Raw genomic sequence first — 20,111 nt, 5'->3', positions numbered from 1 at the left:
GGAAAACCATGAATACCTCTGTTTCGTCCGTTTCCGGCGCAGCGCAGGACGGGCTGCGCGGCTTTGTCGCAGACTGGTCTTCCGACAAGGAGGCCTTCAAGATATCCTGGGGCAAGGCGATGATGTGGATCTTCCTGCTCAGCGATACCTTCGTCTTCAGTTGCTTCCTGACAGGATATATGACGGTCAGGATTTCAACCACCGCACCGTGGCCCAATCCCAGCCATGTCTTCGCGCTGAACATAGGCGGCACAGAAATGCCGCTGATCCTGATTGCGATCATGACCTTTGTGCTGATCAGCAGCAGCGGGCTGATGGCGATGGCCGTCAATTTTGCCTATCAGCGCCAGCGCGTGCGTACGGCCGTGCTGATGTTTGCAACTGCCGCACTGGGTGCATGCTTTGTCGGCATGCAGGCCTTTGAATGGACCAAGCTGATCGTGGAAGAGGGCGTACGGCCCTGGGGCAATCCCATGGGGGCGCCGCAATTTGGCTCGGTGTTTTTCATGATCACCGGTTTTCACGGCCTGCATGTCTCGATAGGCGTGATCTATCTGCTGGTAGTGGCATGGAAGGTATTGCAGGGGCAGTATGAAAAAAGCGGCAACTACCAGATCGTCGAGATCGCCGGCCTGTACTGGCACTTTGTCGATCTGGTCTGGGTATTTATCTTTGCATTGTTTTATCTCTGGTGAGGCCTGCCATGTCTACCAACGCGAACGCCCACGGACAAACACATCCCATAGGCATGTACCTGAAGATATGGGGGCTGCTGTTTGTGCTCAGCACCTTGTCTTATCTGGTTGATTATTTTCATTTCGAAGGCTATATCCGATGGGGACTGATCCTGATCTTCATGATGCTCAAGGCCGGGCTGATTGTCGCGGTGTTCATGCACATGGCATGGGAGAGGCTGGCACTGATCTATGCGATTCTGCTGCCGCCGGGCGCGCTGCTGGTGCTGATAGGATTGATGGCAGGAGAGGCCGACTACACGCTGGCAACGCGCCTGATGTTCTTTAAATAATAATGGCGGACGGTACATGTTTGAATGAGGCTTGTCGTCCGGACAAGCCTTGCGGAAAGCCTTAATAGAGGACACAATCGCTGCCAGGCAGCAATGCATCTCAGCTTGGCATCTGCCAGACAATAATAAAAGCTTCCATCATTCGCTCTCCAAGACGCCATGACTTTCCTGACCAATGTACGCATTTCCACCCGCCTTGCGATCGGCTTTGCTATCGTGCTGGTGCTTTCTGTCATCTCAACATCATTTGCGCTGATTAATGCCCGCAGCAATGCCGAGGCAACCCGGCAAATGATGGAAAAACCGCTGGCCAAGGAAAGGCTGGTCGCAGACTGGTATGTGCTGATTTATTCGGCGATTGCGCGCACGTCCATGATTGCACGCAGCACGGATGAAACCTTGTCGAACACCTTTAGCGAAGTGATCTCGGCCAGCACCAAAAAAGGCAGCGATACGATGAAGGGTATCGAATCGCTGCTTAATACGGACGAGGAAAAAGCGCTTTACAAGGAAATAGTCGACCTGCGCGTCAAGTACCAGGCAGGCAAAGACCAGGTAATGAATGCACGTAAAGGCGGCGATGCGGCTGCGGCGGAAAAGGCTTATAACGAAGGCTTCCTGCCCGCAAGTAAAAACTACGAAGCGAAAGTCATGGAATTGTTATCCATGCAGCGCAAGAGCATAGACCAGACCGCAGCAGCGATCGATCAGGCCAATGATAGAAGCACCAAGCTGATGATCTTGTTGAGCGTATTGCTGATATCGATAGGCATAGTCGCCGCCGTGATCATCTCGCGCAGCATCACCAATCCCTTGAAGCATGCCACCCATGCGGCGTCCAGGGTGGCTGCCGGCGATCTGACCACGGCTATCGATATTTCAGGCCGCGACGAAATCGGCGAGCTGATGCAGGCATTGCATGCAATGAACGAGGCCCTGCGCAATATCGTCAGCCAGGTCAAGAGCGGTACTTATGCGATTGCCGGCGCGGCAGGTGAAATTTCTACCGGCAATCTGGATCTGTCGGCCCGCACCGAGCAGCAAGCCAGTTCGCTGGAAGAAACTGCGGCATCGATGGAGGAGCTGACTTCTACCGTAAAACAGAATGCGGAGAATGCTGGACAAGCAAACCAGCTCGCGATGACGGCTTCCGATGTGGCAGTCAAGGGCGGCCGGGTAGTGTCGCAAGTGGTGGATACGATGGGATCCATCAACGAGTCGGCCAAGAAAATCGTGGACATCATTGGCGTTATCGACGGCATTGCTTTCCAGACCAATATCCTGGCGCTGAATGCGGCAGTGGAAGCGGCGCGGGCGGGAGAGCAGGGGCGTGGCTTTGCCGTTGTGGCGTCCGAAGTGCGCAGCCTGGCCCATCGTTCGGCCGATGCGGCAAAAGAGATCAAATTGCTGATCGGCGATTCGGTAGAGAAGGTCGGCATTGGCGCCAAGCTGGTTGATGAGGCCGGTGCGACCATGGATGAGATTGTCGCCAGTGTCAGGCGCGTGACCGATATCATGGCTGAGATCACCGCCGCCACCAAAGAACAGAGTGCGGGTATCGAGCAGGTCAACCTGGCGATTACCGATATGGATAACACTACGCAGCAAAATGCGGCGCTAGTGGAAGAGGCTGCTGCGGCTGCGCAAAGCATGCAGGACCAAGCCGCTTCGCTGGCTAATGTGGTTGATACCTTCAAGCTGGATCAGCAGGGTTTCGGCGGTGCTGCAGCCAGGCCGGCATCTGCGATGCGGGCGATGGCAAGGAAGCCGGCGGTTGTAGCGCTTTCCTGATCCAAAGCCAGCTTGCGCCTGGCTAAATAAATGCACATAGGTCCAGTCCCTCATGGGCTGGAGCTATACCTCCAGGTGGATAGACTGCAGGCGGCGTATTGCTGGATTCTTAATTCACTTCCAGTCTGGATAGTGAGGCGATCAGGTCGGCGAAACGCTGGCCTTGTATCATGATGTGGCCGCGCAGCAGGTCTGCGGTCAGTTCGCCGTCGCCATTGATGATCGCCTGTACGACATTGTCGTGTTCATGAAATGAGGTGCTGAGCCTGTCCCGCACGCGCAATTGCAGGCGGCGATAGGGGCGCAGGCGCCGGTGCAGCTTATTGGCTTCCTCGGCCAGGAAGCTATTGTGGCTGCCGGCATAGATCAGCCCATGGAAGACTTCATTCTTGTAAAAATAATCGTCAGGGTCGGATGCATCGCGCGCTTCCTTGCACGCCTGATGGGCGGCCAATAGCTCTGCGTGCTCGTCCGCGGACATCCTGCGTGCCGCCATGCGGCCGCACATGGCCTCAAATTCTGCCATCACTTCAAACATTTCCACCAGTTGCTGAGGGCCTATCTTGGCCACCAATGCACCTCTGCGCGGGCGCATTTCTACGATACCCATGGACGCGAGCTGTATCAGCGCCTCCCTGATAGGCGTGCGCGAGACCTCGAATTTGTTGGCCAGATCCACTTCGTCCAGATGCTGGCCAGGTGCAAGCTGGCCGACCGCTATCATTTCTTCTATGGTTTCGCGCAAGGTTTCGGAGCGATTTTTCATTTTTGACATGTCTCGGTTCGTGTTTTATTTTATTCTACCACTTGTATATAATTTTATTGACATAGGATGCAAGATGTACCATCTTGTATACATAAAAGAAAATTTGGCATATTTAATGAATAAATATAGTCAAAATAATAAAGCTAGGGAAGAGCGGAGAGTCATAGGATTAGTCACAACCCAGAAATTAATTGCTTGTAGGATATGCTTTTTTTTCTATAGTATGAGTATCCGTAAGATATAAACCCGTACCAGCAACCATCCAAACCTGTTAGGAGACACACATGACAAGCTTGAAGAGAAGAACCGTTTTAAGCGCTTTGGCCGCAGCACCGCTCATTTCCCCTTTTTCTGCCTGGGCTCAGGCTACAACATTAAAAATATCCCACCAGTTTCCTGGCGGAACACTGACCGAAGGCGATTTCCGCGATCGCCTGTGCCGCATGTTTGCCGCAGAAGTGGAAAAGCGCAGCAAGGGTTCCTTGAAATTCGAGATTTATCCAGGTTCTTCCTTGATGAAAACCAATTCACAGTTTTCTGCGATGCGCAAAGGCGCACTGGACCTGTCGCTAGTTCCTTTGTCCTATGCCGGCGGCGAAGTGCCTGAAGTAAATATCGGCCTGATGCCGGGCCTGGTGCCTTCCTATGAGGTAGGCGCAGCGTGGAAAACCAATGAGATAGGCAAGGAGCTGAACAAGCTGCTGCTGGACAAAGGCATCGTCCTGATTAGCTGGATCTGGCAGGCGGGCGGCGTGGCGTCGCGCACCAAGGCCATGATCGATCCGGACGACGCAAAAGGCATGAAGATACGCGGCGGCTCGCGTGAAGTGGACATGATGCTGAAAGCGGCGGGTGCAGCGGTTGTGACTCTGCCGTCCAATGAAATTTATGCGGCAATGCAAACCGGCGCCATGGACGCGGCGATGACATCGTCAACGTCCTTGATCTCCTTCCGCCTGGAAGAAGTTTCCAAATTCCTGACCAGCGGCCGCGGCCAGAGCTACTGGTATATGTTTGAGCCTTTGATGATGTCCAAGGCCATCTTCGATAAATTGAGCAAGGACCAGCAGGCGACCATCATGGCAGTAGGCGCGGAACTGGAAGCTTTTGCAATCAAGGAAGCCAAAAAGGATGATGTGCTGGTGGCCAGCGTGTATGAAAAGAAAGGCGCCAAAGTCGTCGATCTGGCCGCGCCATCTGTGAAAAAATGGCAGGCCATTGCCCGCACGACAGCATGGAAAGACTATTCCGACCGCAGCGAGAATTGCGCTAAGTTCCTGAAATTGGCGGAGAAGCTGATATGAGTCACGGCTTTGAGCTGGAGCCCGCCAAGGGGCCGGCCAGGCCCGATAATCCGGCAGTGGCGGGAATACAGACTGTGCTGAACTGGATCAACCTGACCATCGTTCGCGTCTCCATGGCGGCGATGCTGTTCACGGCGCTGATCCTGACTTATTCGGTAGTGGTACGCTATTTCTTCAAGGTGCCGACGGACTGGCAGGATGAAGCTTCCGTCTTCATGCTGATAGGCGTCACTTTCTTTTCTGCCGCCTATGTGCAGTCCTATCGCGGCCATATCGGGATTGAAGTATTGTCTTCACTGCTGCCTGCATTTATCAATCGGCTACGCCTGATCCTGGTGGATGTGCTCAGCTTTGCATTCTGCGCCTTCTTTTGCTGGAAATCGTGGACTTTGTTCCATGAGGCCTGGGTGGACGGGCAAACTACGTCTTCCACCTTCGCACCGCCATTGTGGATACCGTACGCAATGATGGCGCTCGGCATGACATTGTTGTCTGTACAGATACTGGTGCAGGTTGCTGCTGCGATCACGGCCAGCAGCGCGGCATCCAAGGCAAGGGGGCACGCATGAATCCGCTGACCCTTGGTGTCTTGTATGGCATCGTCACCCTGATCGTGATGTTTTCCGGCATGCCCATCGCGTTTGCGCTGGGTGCGGTTGCCACCGGCTTCATGTACTTCTTCATGCCTGCAGCCTCACTGGATACCATCACGCAAAACGTGTATGAAGAGATGGCCTCTATTACCTTGCTGTCGATTCCGCTGTTTATCCTGAAGGGGGCCGCAATAGGTAAATCGCCGGCCGGACGCGACCTGTATTCCGCCATTCATGCATGGCTGCATAAGGTACCGGGCGGCCTGGGAATAGCAAACGTATTTGCCTGCGCGATGTTTGCGGCGATGGCGGGTTCTTCTCCTGCGACTTGCTCGGCGATCGGCTCTGCCGGCATTCCGGAAATGCGCAGGCGTGGATATTCGCCCGGATTCGCGGCAGGTATTATTGCGGCCGGCGGTACCCTGGGTATTTTGCTGCCGCCGTCCATCACGATGATCCTTTACGCAGTCGCTGCCGAGCAATCGCTAGGGCGCTTGTTCCTGGCGGGTATCGGGCCAGGGATTTTGCTGGTGCTGCTGTTTTCCGGCTATGCGGTTTACCGGGCACGGCGCGAATATAAAATCGCCTATGCGGCATATCAGCAGGGTGGTGAAAAATCGGCCTACCTGGACGACGAGCATTTCAATTTTTCTCAAAAAGTGGAAATGCTGCCGCGCGTATTACCTTTTGTGACCTTGCTGATCGGTGTCATGGTTGCCTTGTACGGCGGTTATGCAACGCCTTCGGAAACTGCAGGCCTGGGCGCATTGCTGGCCATGGTATTGATCGCGATTGTTTACGGCGTATGGCGTCCCAAGCAGATTTCGCCTTTCATTACGTCGACCATCAAGGAATCAACGATGCTGCTGTTTATCATCGGCATGTCCTTGCTGTATTCGTATGTGATGAGTTATCTGCATATCAGCCAGTCGGCCGCGCAATGGGTGGTAGATCTGCACTTGTCCAAATGGATGCTGTTGTCGGTGATTTTGTTGATGGTAATCGTCTTCGGTTTTTTCCTGCCGCCGGTGTCCATCATCCTGATGATGTGCCCCATTATCCTGCCGCCGTTGAAGGTTGCCGGTTTTGACCTGATCTGGTTCGGCGTGGTGATGACGATAGTGATGGAAATGGGCCTGATACATCCGCCTGTGGGCTTGAATATCTTTGTGATCAAGAATATTGCACCGGATATTTCCCTGAAAGAAATCGTCTGGGGCGTGTTTCCTTTCCTGCTGTTGATGCTGGCTGCTGTCATCCTGCTGTGCATCTTTCCGCAGATTGCCACCGCCTTTCCTGACATGTTAATGGGAGTGAAATAAATGAATGCGCCTGCAATCTGGGATACCCTGCAGCAGAACAGGGCAGTACGTCTGAAGAAAGCGCAGCAGCAGTTGGGCGATGGCTTGTCCGGGAAAATATTCCCGGCGGGACGTATCGCCGACCTGCTGCATGCTGTGCTGGAACCGGGCGACCGCGTCTGTCTAGAGGGTAATAACCAGAAGCAGGCGGATTTTCTTGCCAAGGCTTTGGCCGGGCTGGATAGCACGAGAATACATGATCTGCATATCCTGCAATCCGTGCTGGCCTTGCCCGAGCATCTGGACATATTTGAGAAAGGCATAGCCTCCAGGCTGGACTTTTCGTTCTCCGGCCCACAATCTGGACGGCTGGCAAAGCTGGCATCTGCCGGTAAACTCAATATAGGCGCGATACATACCTACCTGGAGTTGTATGCCCGTTATTTCGTTGACCTGACCCCAAGGGTTGCGCTGGTTGCTGCCCAGGCGGCAGACCGGCAGGGCAATCTTTACACCGGCCCGAATACCGAGGATACGCCCACCATCATAGAGGCAACCGCCTTCAAGGGCGGTATCGTGATCGCGCAGGTAAATGAAATCGTCGACAAGCTGCCTCGCGTCGATATTCCTTCAGATTGGGTAGATTTTGTGGTGCAGGCACCCACGCCGCATTACATAGAACCCTTGTTCACCCGCGATCCGGCGCTGATTTCCGAGATACAGATATTGATGGCCATGATGGCGATCAAGGGCATCTACGCTGAATACCAAGTGGAGCGGCTGAACCACGGTATCGGTTTTGATACCGCGGCCATAGAGTTGTTGTTGCCTACCTATGCTGCATCACTGGGGCTGAAAGGCAAGATTGCCCGTTACTGGGCGTTGAACCCGCACCCGGCCCTGATACCTGCAATAGAGGCGGGTTTTGTCGAATCCATCCATTCTTTTGGCTCGGAACTGGGTATGGAAGACTATATCCGCGCACGGCCAGATATTTTCTTCGTTGGCGCGGACGGCTCCATGCGCAGTAACCGTGCCTTGAGCCAGGCCGCTGGCCACTACGCCTGCGACATGTTCATCGGCTCCACCCTGCAGATCGATTTACAGGGGAATTCGTCGACGGCAACGCTGGGTCGTATCGCCGGATTCGGCGGCGCGCCTAACATGGGTGCGGACGCTCGCGGACGCAGGCACGCCAGTGCGGCATGGCTGAAGGCAGGGCAGCAGGCTCGCGCCGGCAAGAACCAGATTCCCCGGGGGCAAAAACTGGTGGTACAGGTCGTGGAGACTTTCCGTGAGCATATGCAACCGGCTTTCGTAGAAACCCTGGACGCCTGGAAGCTGGCGGAACAGGCCAATATGGCCATCCCTCCGGTCATGATCTATGGCGATGATGTGACCCACATACTGACCGAAGAAGGCATCGCCAATCTGCTGCTGTGCCGCAGCGACGAAGAGCGCGAGCAGGCAATACGCGGCGTCGCTGGCTATACGCCGGTAGGGCTGGCGCGGGATAGACGCATGGTGGAAAACCTGCGCGACCGCGGCATTATCCAGCGTGCCGAGGACCTGGGCATAGACAAGCGCAGCGCAACACGCGATTTGCTTGCGGCAAAAAGCATGAAAGACCTGGTACGTGCATCGGGTGGCTTGTACCAGCCGCCGAAGCGCTTCAGGAACTGGTAGTACCAGTAGTAATAGGTTTTGCCGGAAATACGTCAGCAAGTATGGGAGTCATAAGATGGAAAGTCTGCTATTTAGGTTTGAACAAGGGCAGCGCAAAATAGCGCAGGCCTCGCAATTGGTTGGTGTCGTCAGCTCAGGCAATCTGGAAGTGTTGATCGGTCCGGCGGATCTGAACTCCGGTTGCGAAATTTCCGTGCAAACCGCCGCTCTGGGTTTTTCTTCAATCTGGCAAGCCGTAATGGAAGATTTTCAGTCACGCTGGCAACTGGCTGACATACGCATAGAAATCAACGACATGGGTGCAACCCCAGCCGTGGTCAGCCTGAGGTTGGACCAGGCAGTGGAAGCCTATCTGGAGCATGGCAAATGAACGCCTCATCTCATAGCTACCTGGAAGCGACAGCCAGACAGCGTGTCCACGCCTTGCTGGACAGCTTCGAAGAATTCTTGCCGCCATCCCAAAAACTGATCAGTCCACATCTGGCGCAATTGAATGCGCCGGCCTCGTTTGACGACGGCGTGGTGATTGGCGAGGGTCGGCTGCAAGGGAAAACTGTGTACGCGGCGGCCCAGGAAGGCGGCTTCATGGGCGGCGCCGTCGGTGAGGTCCACGGCGCCAAGCTGGTAGGGCTGATGCGGCGCGCAATAGTGCAGCGCCCGGATGCAGTATTGATGCTGCTGGATACTGGAGGCGTACGCCTGCATGAAGCCAATGCGGGCCTGATTGCTGTATCCGAAGTCATGCGCGCGGTGCTGGACGTGCGCGCAGCGGGCATTCCTGTCATCGTGCTGGTAGGCGGCAGCAACGGCTGTTTCGGCGGTATGGGTATTGTTGCCCGTTGCACCAATGCGATCATCATGTCTGAAGAAGCACGGCTGGCGATGTCGGGACCGGAAGTCATAGAAACGGCAAACGGGGTAGAAGAATTCGATTCGCGTGACCAGGCACTGGTATGGCGCACCACTGGCGGCAAACACCGCTTCTTGTTGGGCGACTGCCAGATGCTGGTAGCCGATGATATCAATGCGTTCAGGCAGGCAGCGCTGGACGTGCTGGACAAACTCGCGCATGCCAGCGTTGAATTGAGCCTGGATGAGCTGTCTCAGGAACAGGCGATGCTGGAGCAGCGGCTGGAAAACTACGGGGCATTGCACGAACCCATGGAGATCTGGGCTGCCATGGGTGTGCCGGCTCCGCAGCAGCTTGCGATGCTGGAAGCGGATGCCTTCATGGCCATGGCAAGTCAATACGGGCAAGGGAGGCCGCTATGAACTGGAATACTCTTGCCACACTGATGTTTCCGCAAGGATTTGAGATCACCGAGCGCAATAATTTTCTATCCGGCACTGCCCAGGTGGATGGAGCGACCGTGGCAGTCATCGGTACCACGGAACATACTCCGATAGGGATAGAGATTGCCCTGGCGCAGGCGCAGGCGGTGCTCAAGACCGTGCGCGAGCACCCGCAGAGACCTATCGTCATCATGGTGGATACTCAGGGGCAGCGCTTGCGGCACAGGGATGAGATGCTGGGTATCAATAGCTACATGGCGCATCTGGGGAAATGCATACAACTGGCGCGCAACCAGGGCCATATCGTGATCGGCCTGGTTTATGACCAGGCGCTTTCGGGCGGTTTTATTACTAGCGGCTTGATGGCGGACGCCTGCTATGCATTGCCGGATGCAACTATACGCGTCATGGGCTTGCCTGCCATGGCACGCATTACCAAGGTGCCGGAAGAACTGCTGATTGAGCTGGCCAAAGAGAATCCGGTATTCGCTCCCGGCCCTGAAAATTATGTGCGCATGGGCGGCCTGCATGCGATCTGGGATAAGGATTATGCGTCACAGCTGGCACAGGCCATACGCGACGCCGGCAGCGTGGACCAGCGTGCCGCACTGGGCTTGCAGCGCGGCGGCCGCAAGTGGGCACAAAGAGTGATGGACGCCATCGTGGATGGGCATGATGTTGCAGAGGCATGACCTGGTTTATTTGTCCGGTGATGGCTGGCAGCAACTAGCCATGCGGGCTAGCGAAGCCGACTTGCCGGTGATACGGCGGTGGCAGGGGGCGGACTGGCCTGTCATTGTACGGCGCCACGAGGCGTCTCAGCGGGAAGAGGGTAGTCTAGCGCCGGACCATAAAATCAGCCTGGGACTGGCGTTGCCGCCGGACCCGATAGACGGCAGCAAACGAAGAATGGCACTCAGCATTGGGGCGCAGCATGTCGCCAGGCGGCAAAGACCTTTATCCCTGCTGGATGCGGCTCCCTCCGCGCCAGAACGCTGGAGGGAGGCCCTGGCTCTGCTGGATGCGGCGGCTAAAGAAAGAGGCTTTTGCCTGCAGGTGTTTGGTTCGCTGGCTATGCAGCGCCTGACCGGCATGCAATATCTGACACCCCGCTCGGATATCGATATCTTGTTCCGCCCAGACTCTTCCGAGCAGTTGCAGGCGGGATTGGATTTGCTGGCCGACCTCAGCAATCGCCTGCCTTTGGATGGCGAAGTGATTTTCCCTGGTGAGCAGGCGGTTTCCTGGAAGGAGGTGGCCGCAGGAATTGCCGCTACGGGAGTAAATGGCACTCGTGTTTTGTCCAAATGCCTGAATAGGGTAAGCCTGCAGCCCCTGTCATCACTGCTGTTAAACCTTGACGGAGGCTAAGGTGCAAATCTCTGCAATGCACAAGGCTTTATTCGTGATGCCGGAAGCAGCGGCATTACCGCGTAAGTTATTTAAATCCAGACGGCTACAGAACTTGCGCACTGACCGGACTTTCGCCGGGCAAGTGTCCCGGGTTGCATTGCGCAGCTTGCATGCCGAGCTGCTGCTGTATCCAAAGCCCGGGCTGGTGTCTCCGATTGACAATGGCAGCCATCTGGATATGACGGCGGCAACTTTCGTGCGCAGCCTGTTTTCCTTGCGGCGCTATTTCGCCGACGTCACCCTGGCAGGAATGCAGGCCCGGGACTTTGAAGAATTGAAGCTGCTCGGCATCCAGGCCGAAAGGCGTATGCTGCGGGCGACCGCAGGCATCAATACTCACCGTGGCGCAATATTTTCTTTGGGCATGCTGGCGGCGGCGATTGGCAGTTGCAAGGCGCAAGGCATCACGCTGACTGCAGCAGCGGTCAGAGCAGTGCTATTGATACAGTGGGGCGAAGCGCTCGCCGCGCACACCGAGCCTGTGACCTCCGAGTCGCATGGTCGCGCGGCTGCAGAGCGGTATGCCGCAAGCGGTGCCAGGGAAGAAGCTGCAATGGGCTTTCCTTCCATCTTTGAAGTTGCATTGCCGCGCCTGCATGCAGCAATCGATGCTGGACGCGGCATGGAGGAGGCGCAGATGGACGTGCTATTTGCGCTGATCGCCCATATCAGCGATACCAATCTATACCATCGCGGCGGCCTCGCCGGTGCAGTTCTGGCCAAGGCTGCGGCACAGGAATTTCTGGACCAGGGGGCGACAAGCAATCCGCAATGGCGGGAGACCGCGCTACAGGTGCACAAGCTGTTTGTGCAGCATCGCCTGTCGCCCGGCGGAGCGGCTGATTTGCTGGCGGCCACCTGCATGCTGCAGCAATGCATCTCGCAAGCGGTGGCGGACTAATGTCCCGGCTGGCCATATTGTGTCCCGGGCAGGGAGCGCAATATCCACTGATGTTTGAACTGGCCCGCCAGGACGAACAAGCCCGGTCCTTATTGCAAGAGTGGGATTTGCAGCAATACCTGGACCTGCCGCTGCAGGAAATTTTGGCGGACGACAAGCTGATATTCCAGAATACCTATGCGCAGCCTTTGATTGTTGCCGCAAGCCTCGCCGCGTGGTCCGCATTGAAGAACAAATTGCCCGCGCCCAGGCTCGTGATGGGCTACAGCGTAGGCGAGCTGAGCGCATACGCTGTAGCCGGCTCCTTGTCTGTCAATGACGCTTTGGCACTGGCTACAGTGCGGGCAAAGCTGATGGATAATGCAAGGGCGCAGACAGGTGCGCAGCACATGCTGTCGGTGGGCGGGCTGGCATTTGGCAGCCTGGCAGAGACATTGCAGCGGCATGGCTTGTATGTCGCCATTATCGTCGGAGATGCCAGTTTTATCATTGGAGGGCTGACGGCATCCATCATGCAAGCCATTCCCGATTTCCATGAGCTTGGCGCGGAGACCTCCCTGATTCCGGTGGAAATTGCATCGCATACGCCGCTAATGCAGGCCGCTGTTCCCGGCTTCCAGAAGGAATTGGAAGCGAGAGTATTTGGTGATCCTGGCATTCCTGTCATGTCCGGCATAGGGGCTGAATTGACATTCAGGCAAGATGCCGCAAAAACTCAACTGCTGAGGCAGTTGACGGAAACCATACGCTGGGCCGATTGCATGGATAGCTGTGCAGAGCAGGGCATTACCGTCGCCCTGGAGCTTGGGCCTGGGGCAGCCTTGTCATCCATGCTGCAAAAGCGACATCCCGGCATTGCCTGCCGCTCGGTGCGGGATTTTCGCAGCCTTGCCGGCCTGCTTGCATGGGTTGACAGGTTTTATCCCTGAACTCCGCGCTGGTAGAGTCTTATTGTCAGGCTAGTCGTAAATTAGCCCTGTAGTCACCTTCAAAAACTCGTACTCCGCGGTTTCCTGCGATATCATAGGCAACGGACAGGCATGGCCTATGACAGAGGAAATTTGTGACCCCTGAACTTCAGATGACTGAGCCTCAGACTTTTTCGCGCAAGCTGCAGCTTAGGCTGGTTGCCGGAGTAGTTATTATCAATCTGCTTGTCTTTTGCCTGGCGGGATTTTCGCTCTATCAAAGCTGGGACCAATTCCAGCAACGGGCAATCATAGAATCCAATAGCCACCTGCAAATCCTGGAGCGGGATATTACCAGTTCGCTGGATAGGGTGGACTTTGCCTTTCTGTCCGTATCTGATCAATTCGTGCAGCAAAGCGGCAATGCTTCTTACGACCAATCTGAATTAAGCAAAACGATTGCCCGTATATTTGCCAGGCAGCCAGACCTGGAGGCGCTCAGGATTGCGAATGAAAAAGGCGATGTTCTGGTCGGCAGCGGCAAGCTGAGTACCCAGGCTTTCAATGTCGCCGATCGCGACTACTTCAAGCAGCTACGCGACAATCCTCAGGCAGGGCTGGTGATTACCAAGCCGTTACGCGGAAAAGTCGGCGGCAAATGGGGAGTGATACTGGCGCGGCGGCTACACCATCCTGACGGCAGTTTTGGTGGTGTCGTCTATGTTGGATTCCTGCTAGAGCGTTTTCAGCAAATTTCAGCGGGAACGGCGCCGGCCAATAACGCGGTACTCAGCATCTATGACGATAATCTTGGATTGATGATCCGCCGTGAAAATGGCAAGGAAAGCGAAATCCAGATTGGCAATAAAGCCGATGCGGCATTGTTAAGCGATCAATTCTCAAAGCAGGCAGGACAAGGGGTGTTCTTTGCGCAGCACGATGCAAAGGAAAGCCTGAATGCCTACCGCAAACTGGCTAAATATCCGTTTTACCTGCGTCTGGAAACAAAAAGTGAAGACTATTTGCGTGACTGGTATAGCCAGGCACGATGGGCATTTGCTGTCATATTTGCTTTTTTTGTGGTGACCAGCGTGTTTTGCTGGCTGCTGTCCAGGCTCTGGGTGCAGCGGGAGCAAGTGATGCAGGACCTCAGTATTGCGAAGACTCAGGCCGATAGCGCCAGTCGCGCCAAGAGCGAATTTGTCGCCAACATGAGCCATGAAATACGCACTCCGATGAACGCAGTGCTGGGCATGGCGCATTTGCTATCCCAGACGCCGCTGAATGCCGGCCAGAAAAAATATCTGGATATGATCAGCGCGTCGGGACAGTCCTTGCTGACTATCCTGAACGATATCCTGGATTTTTCAAAGATAGAGGCAGGCCGGCTTGACCTTTCCAACGCCAGCTTCGATCTGGGAGACGTGCTGAATATGCTGGCGACCATCATGACCGTCAATGCGGGGGAGAAAGAGCTGGAGCTGGCCATAGGCACAGAACCCGGCGTGCCGAGAACCGTCATCGGCGATGCGCCCAGACTGCAGCAGATACTGATCAACCTGGTGGGCAATGCAGTCAAATTTACACAAAAGGGCGAAGTTTCCCTGCTGGCGCAGAAAGTCTCGGAGCAGGATGACATTATCACGCTGAGATTTTGCATACGCGACACCGGCATAGGCATGACGGCAGAGCAGCAGACCAGATTATTTTCTGCATTTTCACAAGCAGATACCTCTACCACCCGTATTTATGGCGGAACGGGCCTTGGCCTGGCTATATCGAGAAGGTTGGCGGAACTGATGGGCGGCACGATAGAAGTAAGAAGCGAGCAGGGGAAGGGTAGCGAATTCATTGCAACCATTCCTTTTAAACTGGCAAAAAAAATGGCGGCAGAAGGCAGTACTACGAAGCCGGCACTGCGCTTGCTGGTCGTGGATGACAATGCCACCAGCCGCGACTACCTGAGCAAGACGATTCATTCCTGGGGCTGGGAAGTAGATGATGCCGAGTCCGGCGATGAGGCTTTGGACAAGATACGTGCCTGCAAGGCCGAGCAGCGGTATTACGATGTTGTGTTGGCCGATTGGCAAATGCCGCATATGGATGGGCTTGCCACGATGCAGGCGATCAAGCTGGCTTTGCCGGAAGAGCATATGCCTGTCATCATCATGGTCAGCGCCTTCGGCCGCCCCAAGCTGGCGCGTACAGACGCTGTAGTAGAAGCAGATGCAATCCTTATCAAGCCTGTTACCAGTTCCAGCCTGTTTGATATCGTGCATGAGGTATTGACACGCAAAGTGCACAATGGCAAGGCCCCTATTGTGCAAGCCCCCGCCCTCGTAAATGCAGGCAAGCTGGTGGGTGCGAGCCTGCTGCTGGTCGAAGATAACAGCTTGAACCAGATCGTGGCAACAGCCATGCTGGAACAGGAGGGTGCTAACGTAAAGGTCATGCAGGATGGGCAGCAGGCAGTGGACCTGCTACGCACCTCCGCCGGCGACTTTGATCTGGTGCTGATGGACGTGCAAATGCCGGTGATGGACGGTTTCACGGCCACGCGTTTGATACGCGGCGAATTGAAGCTGACTCTTCCTGTGCTGGCCATGACGGCAGGAGTCATGGAGGCAGAGCGGGAGCGCTGCATTGCCTCCGGCATGGATGATTTTATCGCCAAGCCAATAGACCCGGAAAAGATGTTTGCCATCATTTCAGCACATCTTCCTGCGGCGGCGACCAGGCCTGAAGGTATGGCTATTGCAGATGTCACGGCAAAGGATGCAGAGCCGGATAACGTGGAAGACCAGCATCAGCTTGAACAGGTTTCCTATCTCGATCAATTATATGAGATGGTCAAGAATAATCCCGCTCATAGCGAGCAGATGTTGGACGTGATGCGCCGCATATCGGAGCATGGCCCCGGTTCGATGGAGCAGGCCCATCTTGCGTGGATAGACGGCCGGCGTGATGATGTTTTGCGGATATTCCACGCGATGCGAGGCTCAGTAGGGACACTGGGCAACTTCCGTTTTGTTGATGCGGCGCTGGAGCTGGAAGGGGCTATTCGCAGTCAGCAGAATGAAAAGGTCAACAGCTTATTTGCAGTGGTGGAGAAAGAGTTGAGCATGACAATCGACACCGCCAAGGTCTGGCTGGATAAGCATGAAAAGAAAGCCGGATAAGCTTTCTGGGTGTCGGCGTGCAACCTGAAAATTTTACTTGTCCAACTCCGGGTAGTGGCGAAAAATGCCGTCTTCGTTGAAATCTATGCGCCGTTCCGACTGTAAATACGCTGCTATCCTCGGCCGGATGGCGACATCGTCATGCACGGCAATCAAACCCGGATAGTTTTGTTCCAGCTTCGCCATAGTTCGCGGGAATGCGTAACGCAAGCCTTCCACCACCTGGAATATGGACAGGTCTACATAGGACAGGCGCCCACCCACCATATAGCGCCCGCGCCTGGTATTGGCATTTAACACCTGTTCGAAGTAATCCAGGAATTTGGGGATGCGGTATTTCTTGAAATCTCCCGCGCGCTTTACTGCCGCCGCTTTCTGGTCTTCATAGTATAAATTTGTCGCAATGGGGTGGTGGGTATCGTGTACCTCGGTAATCAGATCTGCAATTGTCAGTTGCAACTGATGCGCCCACAGTTTTCCAGCCTCGTCTTTTGGGGCCAGTCTGAGGCGAGAACCGAGGTAGAGCAGGATGTTCGCGGTCTGGCCGATAAGAGCCTCGCCGTGCTTTAGAAACGGCGGAGTGAACATTGAGCGCTCCGTTGCGCTGTCTTCCATAAAGGACATCATGGCCGGTATGCCCATGCCGCCGCGTTTTGGCATGCGAGCGATATCCACATATTCCACTGCGGCCTCTTCCAGCGCCAACCTGATAAATTCTCCGCGCCCTTGGATTCCGGGCCAGTAATATAGTTCAAAGATCATCGCTGTCCTTCCTTTCTTCTGCCGAAAAAGCGGATGCTTTTACAATCGTTTCGAAATTTGACGTCAAGTAAAAAGTAGCCAAGGCATGTAAGTGTGTGTAATTAAAGCTGCGTTGGATCCGCAGGAACCTATTGATATCTTGCTGCCAGCATAGACCAGTTTGCCTGCCAGATATGCGAACTACAGCACATAGCTGCACGAAACAAGGCATTTTTACCGGGCATTATGCCGGCACACATCTGGAAACATCTCTGTACAAAACCACACACCCCAATTTTGTCGAGAGCCTATTATCAAGTCGCTGCCTGCAGGTTTGCATCAGATAAATAGCTCGGGGCTGCTTCAAATTACGCTGGAAGCGTTTGGATCTTTTTGCCGGATTTAATTTGCAGCACCCTCTCTTTGAAAAAGGTTAAATATGATAAACAGTAAAGTACTCGTGTTGTTGGCGGCGACTGCCCTGACTGCGTCGGCATATGCGGAGGATTTGTATGTAGTAGGCTCCGTCGGCCAATCCAAATTTAATGGCGCGAATCAAAGCACTTCCGACGCAATATTGAATAACAGCGGTGGCGTAGTCCAGTCTTCGGATCTGAAGGACACCGATACCGGATTCAAATTGCTGGTAGGGCACCAGTTTACGCCCAATTTTGCGTTAGAAGGCGGCTACGTCGATTTGGGAAAATCCAAGTATAGCGCGGCACTGAGTGATGGCGCAGTGTCAGCCAATTTCAAAAGCTCAGGCGCCGTGATTGACGCTGTTGGCATACTTCCTCTGTCCAATGAATTTTCGCTGTTTGGCAAGGGTGGCCTCTATTATGGCAAGACTTCTCTTGATGTGTCCAATAGTTCTGCCGCCGCAGGAACGGCATACAGCGGTCTGGACAGCACATGGAAAACCTCATTGAATTATGGCGCCGGCTTGTCGTATGCCATCAATAAGAATCTCAGCGTGCGCGGCGAGTACGAACGCTTCGCACGCCTGGGTGACAATATCGAGACTGGGGGCAAGAGCAACGTCAATTTGCTGTCCGTCGGGCTAGTCGCGAAGTTCTAGCAAGTGAAATAAAAGCCGGCAGCCCTGATGTCAGGGGTGCCGGCTTTGATTGGGTGTAAAGAAAAAGGGGGGAGGCAGGTGGCTTAGTTCACCAGCTTCCAGTTGCCGTTTTCTATGGTCAGTAGCACGCGGGCATTGTCTTGCAAGCCGAAATGATCTTTAGGCGTGTACTTGATCAGGCCCTGCGTAATTGCTACGCCGTTGGTAGATTCCAGGGCTTCCTTCAGTGCTGTACGGAAGGCTTGTGTACCTGGTTTTCCTTTTTTCAACGCCAACGGTACGACATGCTGCAACAGCAGGTTGGCATCATAGCCATGGGCTGCGAACTGGTTGCGAGTGCCGGCGCCGAATTGTTTTTCATAGCGCTCAACAAAATCTGTGGCAATTTTTTTGCTCGGATGGTTGTCGGGCAGGGCTTCAGGCATGACTGCCAGGCCGGCCACGACGAAAGAACCTTCCACATCCTTGCCGCCCAGCCGTATCAAATCACGTGATGCAGCACCGTGGGTCTGGTAAATTTTTCCTTTGTAGCCGCGCTCTATCAAGGCCTTGTGCGGCATCGCGGCACCGCTGCCGGAAGCTCCCAGCAGTATCGCATCCGGCTTTGCCGACACCAGTTTTAGTGCCTGCGCCGTGACGGAGGTGTCTGCTCGGGCAAACCGTTCTGTCGCCACCGACTGCAAGCCGGCTTGTTTGGCCAGCGCTCCGAAATCTTTTAACCAGGCTTCGCCGTAGGCATCAGAAAAACCGAGGTAGGCGTAGGTTTTTACGCCGGTTTTTTTCATATGCTCGATAATTGCGCCAGCCATCAGGGTAGTAGATTGCGCTACGCGGAAAGTCCATGCGCCTTTGCCTTCAGCTAGTTCAACCGGCGAGGTGGATATCTGCACCGTCTGGCCTTCCGCTGCAACATCGGATAGTGCGATGGACGCTGGCGTAGCGGTAGAGCCGACGATCACGTCAACTTTATCTTCAGTGATGAAGCGGCGTGCATTCTTGTTGGATTGGGTCACATCCGACGCATCATCCAGGATAATGACTTTCAATTTTTCGCCGGCGATGCTTTCGGGCCACATGCTTATGCCGTTTTTGGTCGGGATGCCGAGGCCGGATGCAGGGCCGGTCAAAGGCAGGCTGACGCCTATGGTAATGTCCGCCAAAGCCGGTAGGCTGGCCAGGCTACCGGCCACAACCAGCAACTGTGCAATCAACCGGGGTTTATTTGATTTTTTCATGCATGTCTCCGTTTCTGTTTTCTGAGGAACAGCTAGATTTGCCGCCATTTCCCCTAAGGGGATATTGTTATTTGTTATGTAGCATAACAGTTATTTACTATAACGGCATACCGCTTGATATGCAAGACGGCATGGCGCATGGAGTAAGTCGGCCCGGTGGACTTAAGCTTATATTGTCTTGCGGAAATCAGGGCTGATCTTCCGATCCTGTGCCGAGCTTGCGGAGCAGGCGGCGCAGTTCTTGTTTTTCCGTCGAATTCAACTTATGTGAAACCTGTTCGTCGTGCGCTTCGACGATCTTCTTGTATCTTTTGATTTCCTTATGCCCGAGCTTTGTCAGATGCAGATTGTAGGATCTGCGGTCTTCCGCAGCCTGCCGCTCTACCAGGCCATTTTTTTCGAATCCATCGATGATGGCGACTACCCCGGAACGGGCAATGCCCATCACTTCAGCCAGTCGGGTCTGGGAAATGCCGGGATTATTTTCTATGATGACCAGCGAAGAAAAGCGTTGCGGCGTAATGTCCTCGGCCGCGAGTGCCCTGGCAAAGTCTTCATAGATAGTGAGCTGGGCCCGGCGCACCGCATAGCCGACCAATTGATTCAGAATGTCATAATGGATGCCTGGAATGCGTGCATTGAAGGATGACATTTCCATTGTTGAAGGGGAAGTAACTTTTTTAAGCATCGTTTTGTTGCTGCGCAAGTTTTTTTCCTTTGTTTGTTCCGGCATGTGCCCGTCCCGATTGGTTGACTCGACGCCATTGTAGCGCTATCACAAGCACAGGATAAATGAAGACTTGTTCAGTGTTGCAAGCAGCTTGCGATTTTTCAATTTTTGTTTCATAGTACAATTGTTCTATCATATAACAATATTTACCAAAAGCTTGTAGGG

The 20,111-nt window shown here is 54.5% G+C and carries 20 protein-coding genes; 15 read left to right on the top strand and 5 right to left on the bottom strand.

The window, feature by feature from the left end:
* The first annotated feature begins 8 nt into the window (after positions 1 to 8).
* From IEW12_RS01590 to IEW12_RS01580, 3 genes are all read left to right on the top strand, one after another.
* Positions 9 to 695 (top strand): heme-copper oxidase subunit III family protein, encoded by a 687-nt coding sequence (locus IEW12_RS01590; RefSeq protein ID WP_188564244.1) that lies wholly within the window; start codon positions 9 to 11, stop codon positions 693 to 695.
* 8 nt (positions 696 to 703) lie between these two features.
* Positions 704 to 1,027: a cytochrome C oxidase subunit IV family protein gene (locus IEW12_RS01585; RefSeq protein ID WP_188564243.1), complete on the top strand. Its 324-nt coding sequence runs from the start codon at positions 704 to 706 to the stop codon at positions 1,025 to 1,027.
* Between the two features lie 159 nt (positions 1,028 to 1,186).
* Positions 1,187 to 2,818: a methyl-accepting chemotaxis protein gene (locus IEW12_RS01580; RefSeq protein WP_188564242.1), complete on the top strand. Its 1,632-nt coding sequence runs from the start codon at positions 1,187 to 1,189 to the stop codon at positions 2,816 to 2,818.
* Positions 2,819 to 2,927: 109 nt separating this feature from the next.
* Here the strand turns inward: IEW12_RS01580 and IEW12_RS01575 are convergent, their stop codons facing one another.
* The gene (locus IEW12_RS01575) at positions 2,928 to 3,593 is read right to left on the bottom strand and encodes a GntR family transcriptional regulator (RefSeq protein WP_371874483.1); all 666 of its coding nucleotides are present in this window, start codon (positions 3,591 to 3,593) and stop codon (positions 2,928 to 2,930) included.
* A gap of 275 nt (positions 3,594 to 3,868) precedes the next feature.
* On the opposite strand from IEW12_RS01575, the gene IEW12_RS01570 reads away from it, so the two are divergent.
* The 11 genes from IEW12_RS01570 (at position 3,869) to IEW12_RS01520 (ending at position 16,162) form a co-directional block, all read left to right on the top strand.
* Positions 3,869 to 4,888 carry a TRAP transporter substrate-binding protein gene (locus IEW12_RS01570; protein ID WP_188564240.1) on the top strand — a complete coding sequence of 340 codons (1,020 nt, stop codon included), beginning with the start codon at positions 3,869 to 3,871 and terminating at the stop codon, positions 4,886 to 4,888.
* On the top strand, positions 4,885 to 5,457 hold the full coding sequence (locus IEW12_RS01565; protein ID WP_188564239.1) for a TRAP transporter small permease: 573 nt from the start codon (positions 4,885 to 4,887) through the stop codon (positions 5,455 to 5,457). The genes IEW12_RS01570 and IEW12_RS01565 overlap by 4 nt, the downstream gene beginning before the upstream one ends.
* Positions 5,454 to 6,803 carry a TRAP transporter large permease gene (locus IEW12_RS01560; RefSeq protein ID WP_188564238.1) on the top strand — a complete coding sequence of 450 codons (1,350 nt, stop codon included), beginning with the start codon at positions 5,454 to 5,456 and terminating at the stop codon, positions 6,801 to 6,803. The genes IEW12_RS01565 and IEW12_RS01560 overlap by 4 nt, the downstream gene beginning before the upstream one ends.
* Complete coding sequence (mdcA, locus tag IEW12_RS01555; protein ID WP_188564237.1) at positions 6,804 to 8,468, top strand: malonate decarboxylase subunit alpha; 1,665 nt, start codon at positions 6,804 to 6,806, stop codon at positions 8,466 to 8,468.
* 55 nt (positions 8,469 to 8,523) lie between these two features.
* Positions 8,524 to 8,838 (top strand): malonate decarboxylase acyl carrier protein, encoded by a 315-nt coding sequence (mdcC, locus tag IEW12_RS01550; protein ID WP_188564236.1) that lies wholly within the window; start codon positions 8,524 to 8,526, stop codon positions 8,836 to 8,838.
* Positions 8,835 to 9,740 (top strand): biotin-independent malonate decarboxylase subunit beta, encoded by a 906-nt coding sequence (locus IEW12_RS01545; RefSeq protein ID WP_188564235.1) that lies wholly within the window; start codon positions 8,835 to 8,837, stop codon positions 9,738 to 9,740. Before mdcC ends, IEW12_RS01545 begins: the two co-directional genes overlap by 4 nt.
* Complete coding sequence (gene mdcE / locus IEW12_RS01540; protein ID WP_188564234.1) at positions 9,737 to 10,453, top strand: biotin-independent malonate decarboxylase subunit gamma; 717 nt, start codon at positions 9,737 to 9,739, stop codon at positions 10,451 to 10,453. Before IEW12_RS01545 ends, mdcE begins: the two co-directional genes overlap by 4 nt.
* Positions 10,434 to 11,132 (top strand): malonate decarboxylase holo-[acyl-carrier-protein] synthase, encoded by a 699-nt coding sequence (gene mdcG / locus IEW12_RS01535; RefSeq protein ID WP_188564233.1) that lies wholly within the window; start codon positions 10,434 to 10,436, stop codon positions 11,130 to 11,132. The genes mdcE and mdcG overlap by 20 nt, the downstream gene beginning before the upstream one ends.
* A gap of 1 nt (position 11,133) precedes the next feature.
* Positions 11,134 to 12,075: a triphosphoribosyl-dephospho-CoA synthase MdcB gene (gene mdcB, locus IEW12_RS01530; protein ID WP_229750851.1), complete on the top strand. Its 942-nt coding sequence runs from the start codon at positions 11,134 to 11,136 to the stop codon at positions 12,073 to 12,075.
* Positions 12,048 to 13,004: an ACP S-malonyltransferase gene (locus IEW12_RS01525; RefSeq protein ID WP_229750850.1), complete on the top strand. Its 957-nt coding sequence runs from the start codon at positions 12,048 to 12,050 to the stop codon at positions 13,002 to 13,004. The genes mdcB and IEW12_RS01525 overlap by 28 nt, the downstream gene beginning before the upstream one ends.
* A gap of 134 nt (positions 13,005 to 13,138) precedes the next feature.
* Positions 13,139 to 16,162 (top strand): response regulator, encoded by a 3,024-nt coding sequence (locus IEW12_RS01520; RefSeq protein WP_188564232.1) that lies wholly within the window; start codon positions 13,139 to 13,141, stop codon positions 16,160 to 16,162.
* 33 nt (positions 16,163 to 16,195) lie between these two features.
* Here the strand turns inward: IEW12_RS01520 and IEW12_RS01515 are convergent, their stop codons facing one another.
* Positions 16,196 to 16,924 (bottom strand): glutathione S-transferase, encoded by a 729-nt coding sequence (locus IEW12_RS01515; protein ID WP_188564231.1) that lies wholly within the window; start codon positions 16,922 to 16,924, stop codon positions 16,196 to 16,198.
* A gap of 418 nt (positions 16,925 to 17,342) precedes the next feature.
* Between IEW12_RS01515 and IEW12_RS01510 the strand changes: the two genes are divergently transcribed.
* Entirely contained in the window at positions 17,343 to 17,981 is a 639-nt protein-coding gene (locus tag IEW12_RS01510; protein WP_188564230.1) for an outer membrane beta-barrel protein, read from the top strand.
* Positions 17,982 to 18,064: 83 nt separating this feature from the next.
* On the opposite strand, the gene IEW12_RS01505 is transcribed toward IEW12_RS01510, so the two are convergent.
* The 3 genes from IEW12_RS01505 to IEW12_RS01495 form a co-directional block, all read right to left on the bottom strand.
* Complete coding sequence (locus IEW12_RS01505) at positions 18,065 to 19,216, bottom strand: ABC transporter substrate-binding protein (protein ID WP_188564229.1); 1,152 nt, start codon at positions 19,214 to 19,216, stop codon at positions 18,065 to 18,067.
* Positions 19,217 to 19,403: 187 nt separating this feature from the next.
* Positions 19,404 to 19,868 carry a MarR family winged helix-turn-helix transcriptional regulator gene (locus IEW12_RS01500; RefSeq protein WP_229750849.1) on the bottom strand — a complete coding sequence of 155 codons (465 nt, stop codon included), beginning with the start codon at positions 19,866 to 19,868 and terminating at the stop codon, positions 19,404 to 19,406.
* A gap of 28 nt (positions 19,869 to 19,896) precedes the next feature.
* Positions 19,897 to 20,082, bottom strand: coding sequence for a hypothetical protein (locus IEW12_RS01495; RefSeq protein ID WP_188564228.1), 186 nt, complete (start codon positions 20,080 to 20,082; stop codon positions 19,897 to 19,899).
* Positions 20,083 to 20,111: the final 29 nt, after the last annotated feature.

This window comes from Parundibacterium terreum (assembly GCF_014636315.1).
Taxonomy (GTDB): Bacteria; Pseudomonadota; Gammaproteobacteria; order Burkholderiales; family Burkholderiaceae_D; genus Undibacterium; species Undibacterium terreum.
Note: the sequence above shows the minus strand (reverse complement) of the source record. Positions and strands in the feature narration are given on the sequence as shown.

What these genes read in the sequence shown, in the direction of transcription:
- IEW12_RS01560 (WP_188564238.1), top strand. Translation starts at nt 5,454, where the DNA reads ATGAATCCGCTGACCCTTGGTGTCTTGTATGGCATCGTCACCCTGATC.
- IEW12_RS01515 (WP_188564231.1), bottom strand. Translation starts at nt 16,924, where the DNA reads ATGATCTTTGAACTATATTACTGGCCCGGAATCCAAGGGCGCGGAGAA.
- IEW12_RS01590 (WP_188564244.1), top strand. Translation starts at nt 9, where the DNA reads ATGAATACCTCTGTTTCGTCCGTTTCCGGCGCAGCGCAGGACGGGCTG.
- IEW12_RS01500 (WP_229750849.1), bottom strand. Translation starts at nt 19,868, where the DNA reads ATGTCATCCTTCAATGCACGCATTCCAGGCATCCATTATGACATTCTG.
- IEW12_RS01585 (WP_188564243.1), top strand. Translation starts at nt 704, where the DNA reads ATGTCTACCAACGCGAACGCCCACGGACAAACACATCCCATAGGCATG.
- IEW12_RS01495 (WP_188564228.1), bottom strand. Translation starts at nt 20,082, where the DNA reads ATGATAGAACAATTGTACTATGAAACAAAAATTGAAAAATCGCAAGCT.
- IEW12_RS01525 (WP_229750850.1), top strand. Translation starts at nt 12,048, where the DNA reads ATGCATCTCGCAAGCGGTGGCGGACTAATGTCCCGGCTGGCCATATTG.
- mdcA (WP_188564237.1), top strand. Translation starts at nt 6,804, where the DNA reads ATGAATGCGCCTGCAATCTGGGATACCCTGCAGCAGAACAGGGCAGTA.
- IEW12_RS01545 (WP_188564235.1), top strand. Translation starts at nt 8,835, where the DNA reads ATGAACGCCTCATCTCATAGCTACCTGGAAGCGACAGCCAGACAGCGT.
- IEW12_RS01580 (WP_188564242.1), top strand. Translation starts at nt 1,187, where the DNA reads ATGACTTTCCTGACCAATGTACGCATTTCCACCCGCCTTGCGATCGGC.
- IEW12_RS01510 (WP_188564230.1), top strand. Translation starts at nt 17,343, where the DNA reads ATGATAAACAGTAAAGTACTCGTGTTGTTGGCGGCGACTGCCCTGACT.
- IEW12_RS01575 (WP_371874483.1), bottom strand. Translation starts at nt 3,593, where the DNA reads ATGTCAAAAATGAAAAATCGCTCCGAAACCTTGCGCGAAACCATAGAA.
- mdcC (WP_188564236.1), top strand. Translation starts at nt 8,524, where the DNA reads ATGGAAAGTCTGCTATTTAGGTTTGAACAAGGGCAGCGCAAAATAGCG.
- mdcE (WP_188564234.1), top strand. Translation starts at nt 9,737, where the DNA reads ATGAACTGGAATACTCTTGCCACACTGATGTTTCCGCAAGGATTTGAG.
- IEW12_RS01565 (WP_188564239.1), top strand. Translation starts at nt 4,885, where the DNA reads ATGAGTCACGGCTTTGAGCTGGAGCCCGCCAAGGGGCCGGCCAGGCCC.
- mdcG (WP_188564233.1), top strand. Translation starts at nt 10,434, where the DNA reads ATGATGTTGCAGAGGCATGACCTGGTTTATTTGTCCGGTGATGGCTGG.
- IEW12_RS01570 (WP_188564240.1), top strand. Translation starts at nt 3,869, where the DNA reads ATGACAAGCTTGAAGAGAAGAACCGTTTTAAGCGCTTTGGCCGCAGCA.
- IEW12_RS01505 (WP_188564229.1), bottom strand. Translation starts at nt 19,216, where the DNA reads ATGAAAAAATCAAATAAACCCCGGTTGATTGCACAGTTGCTGGTTGTG.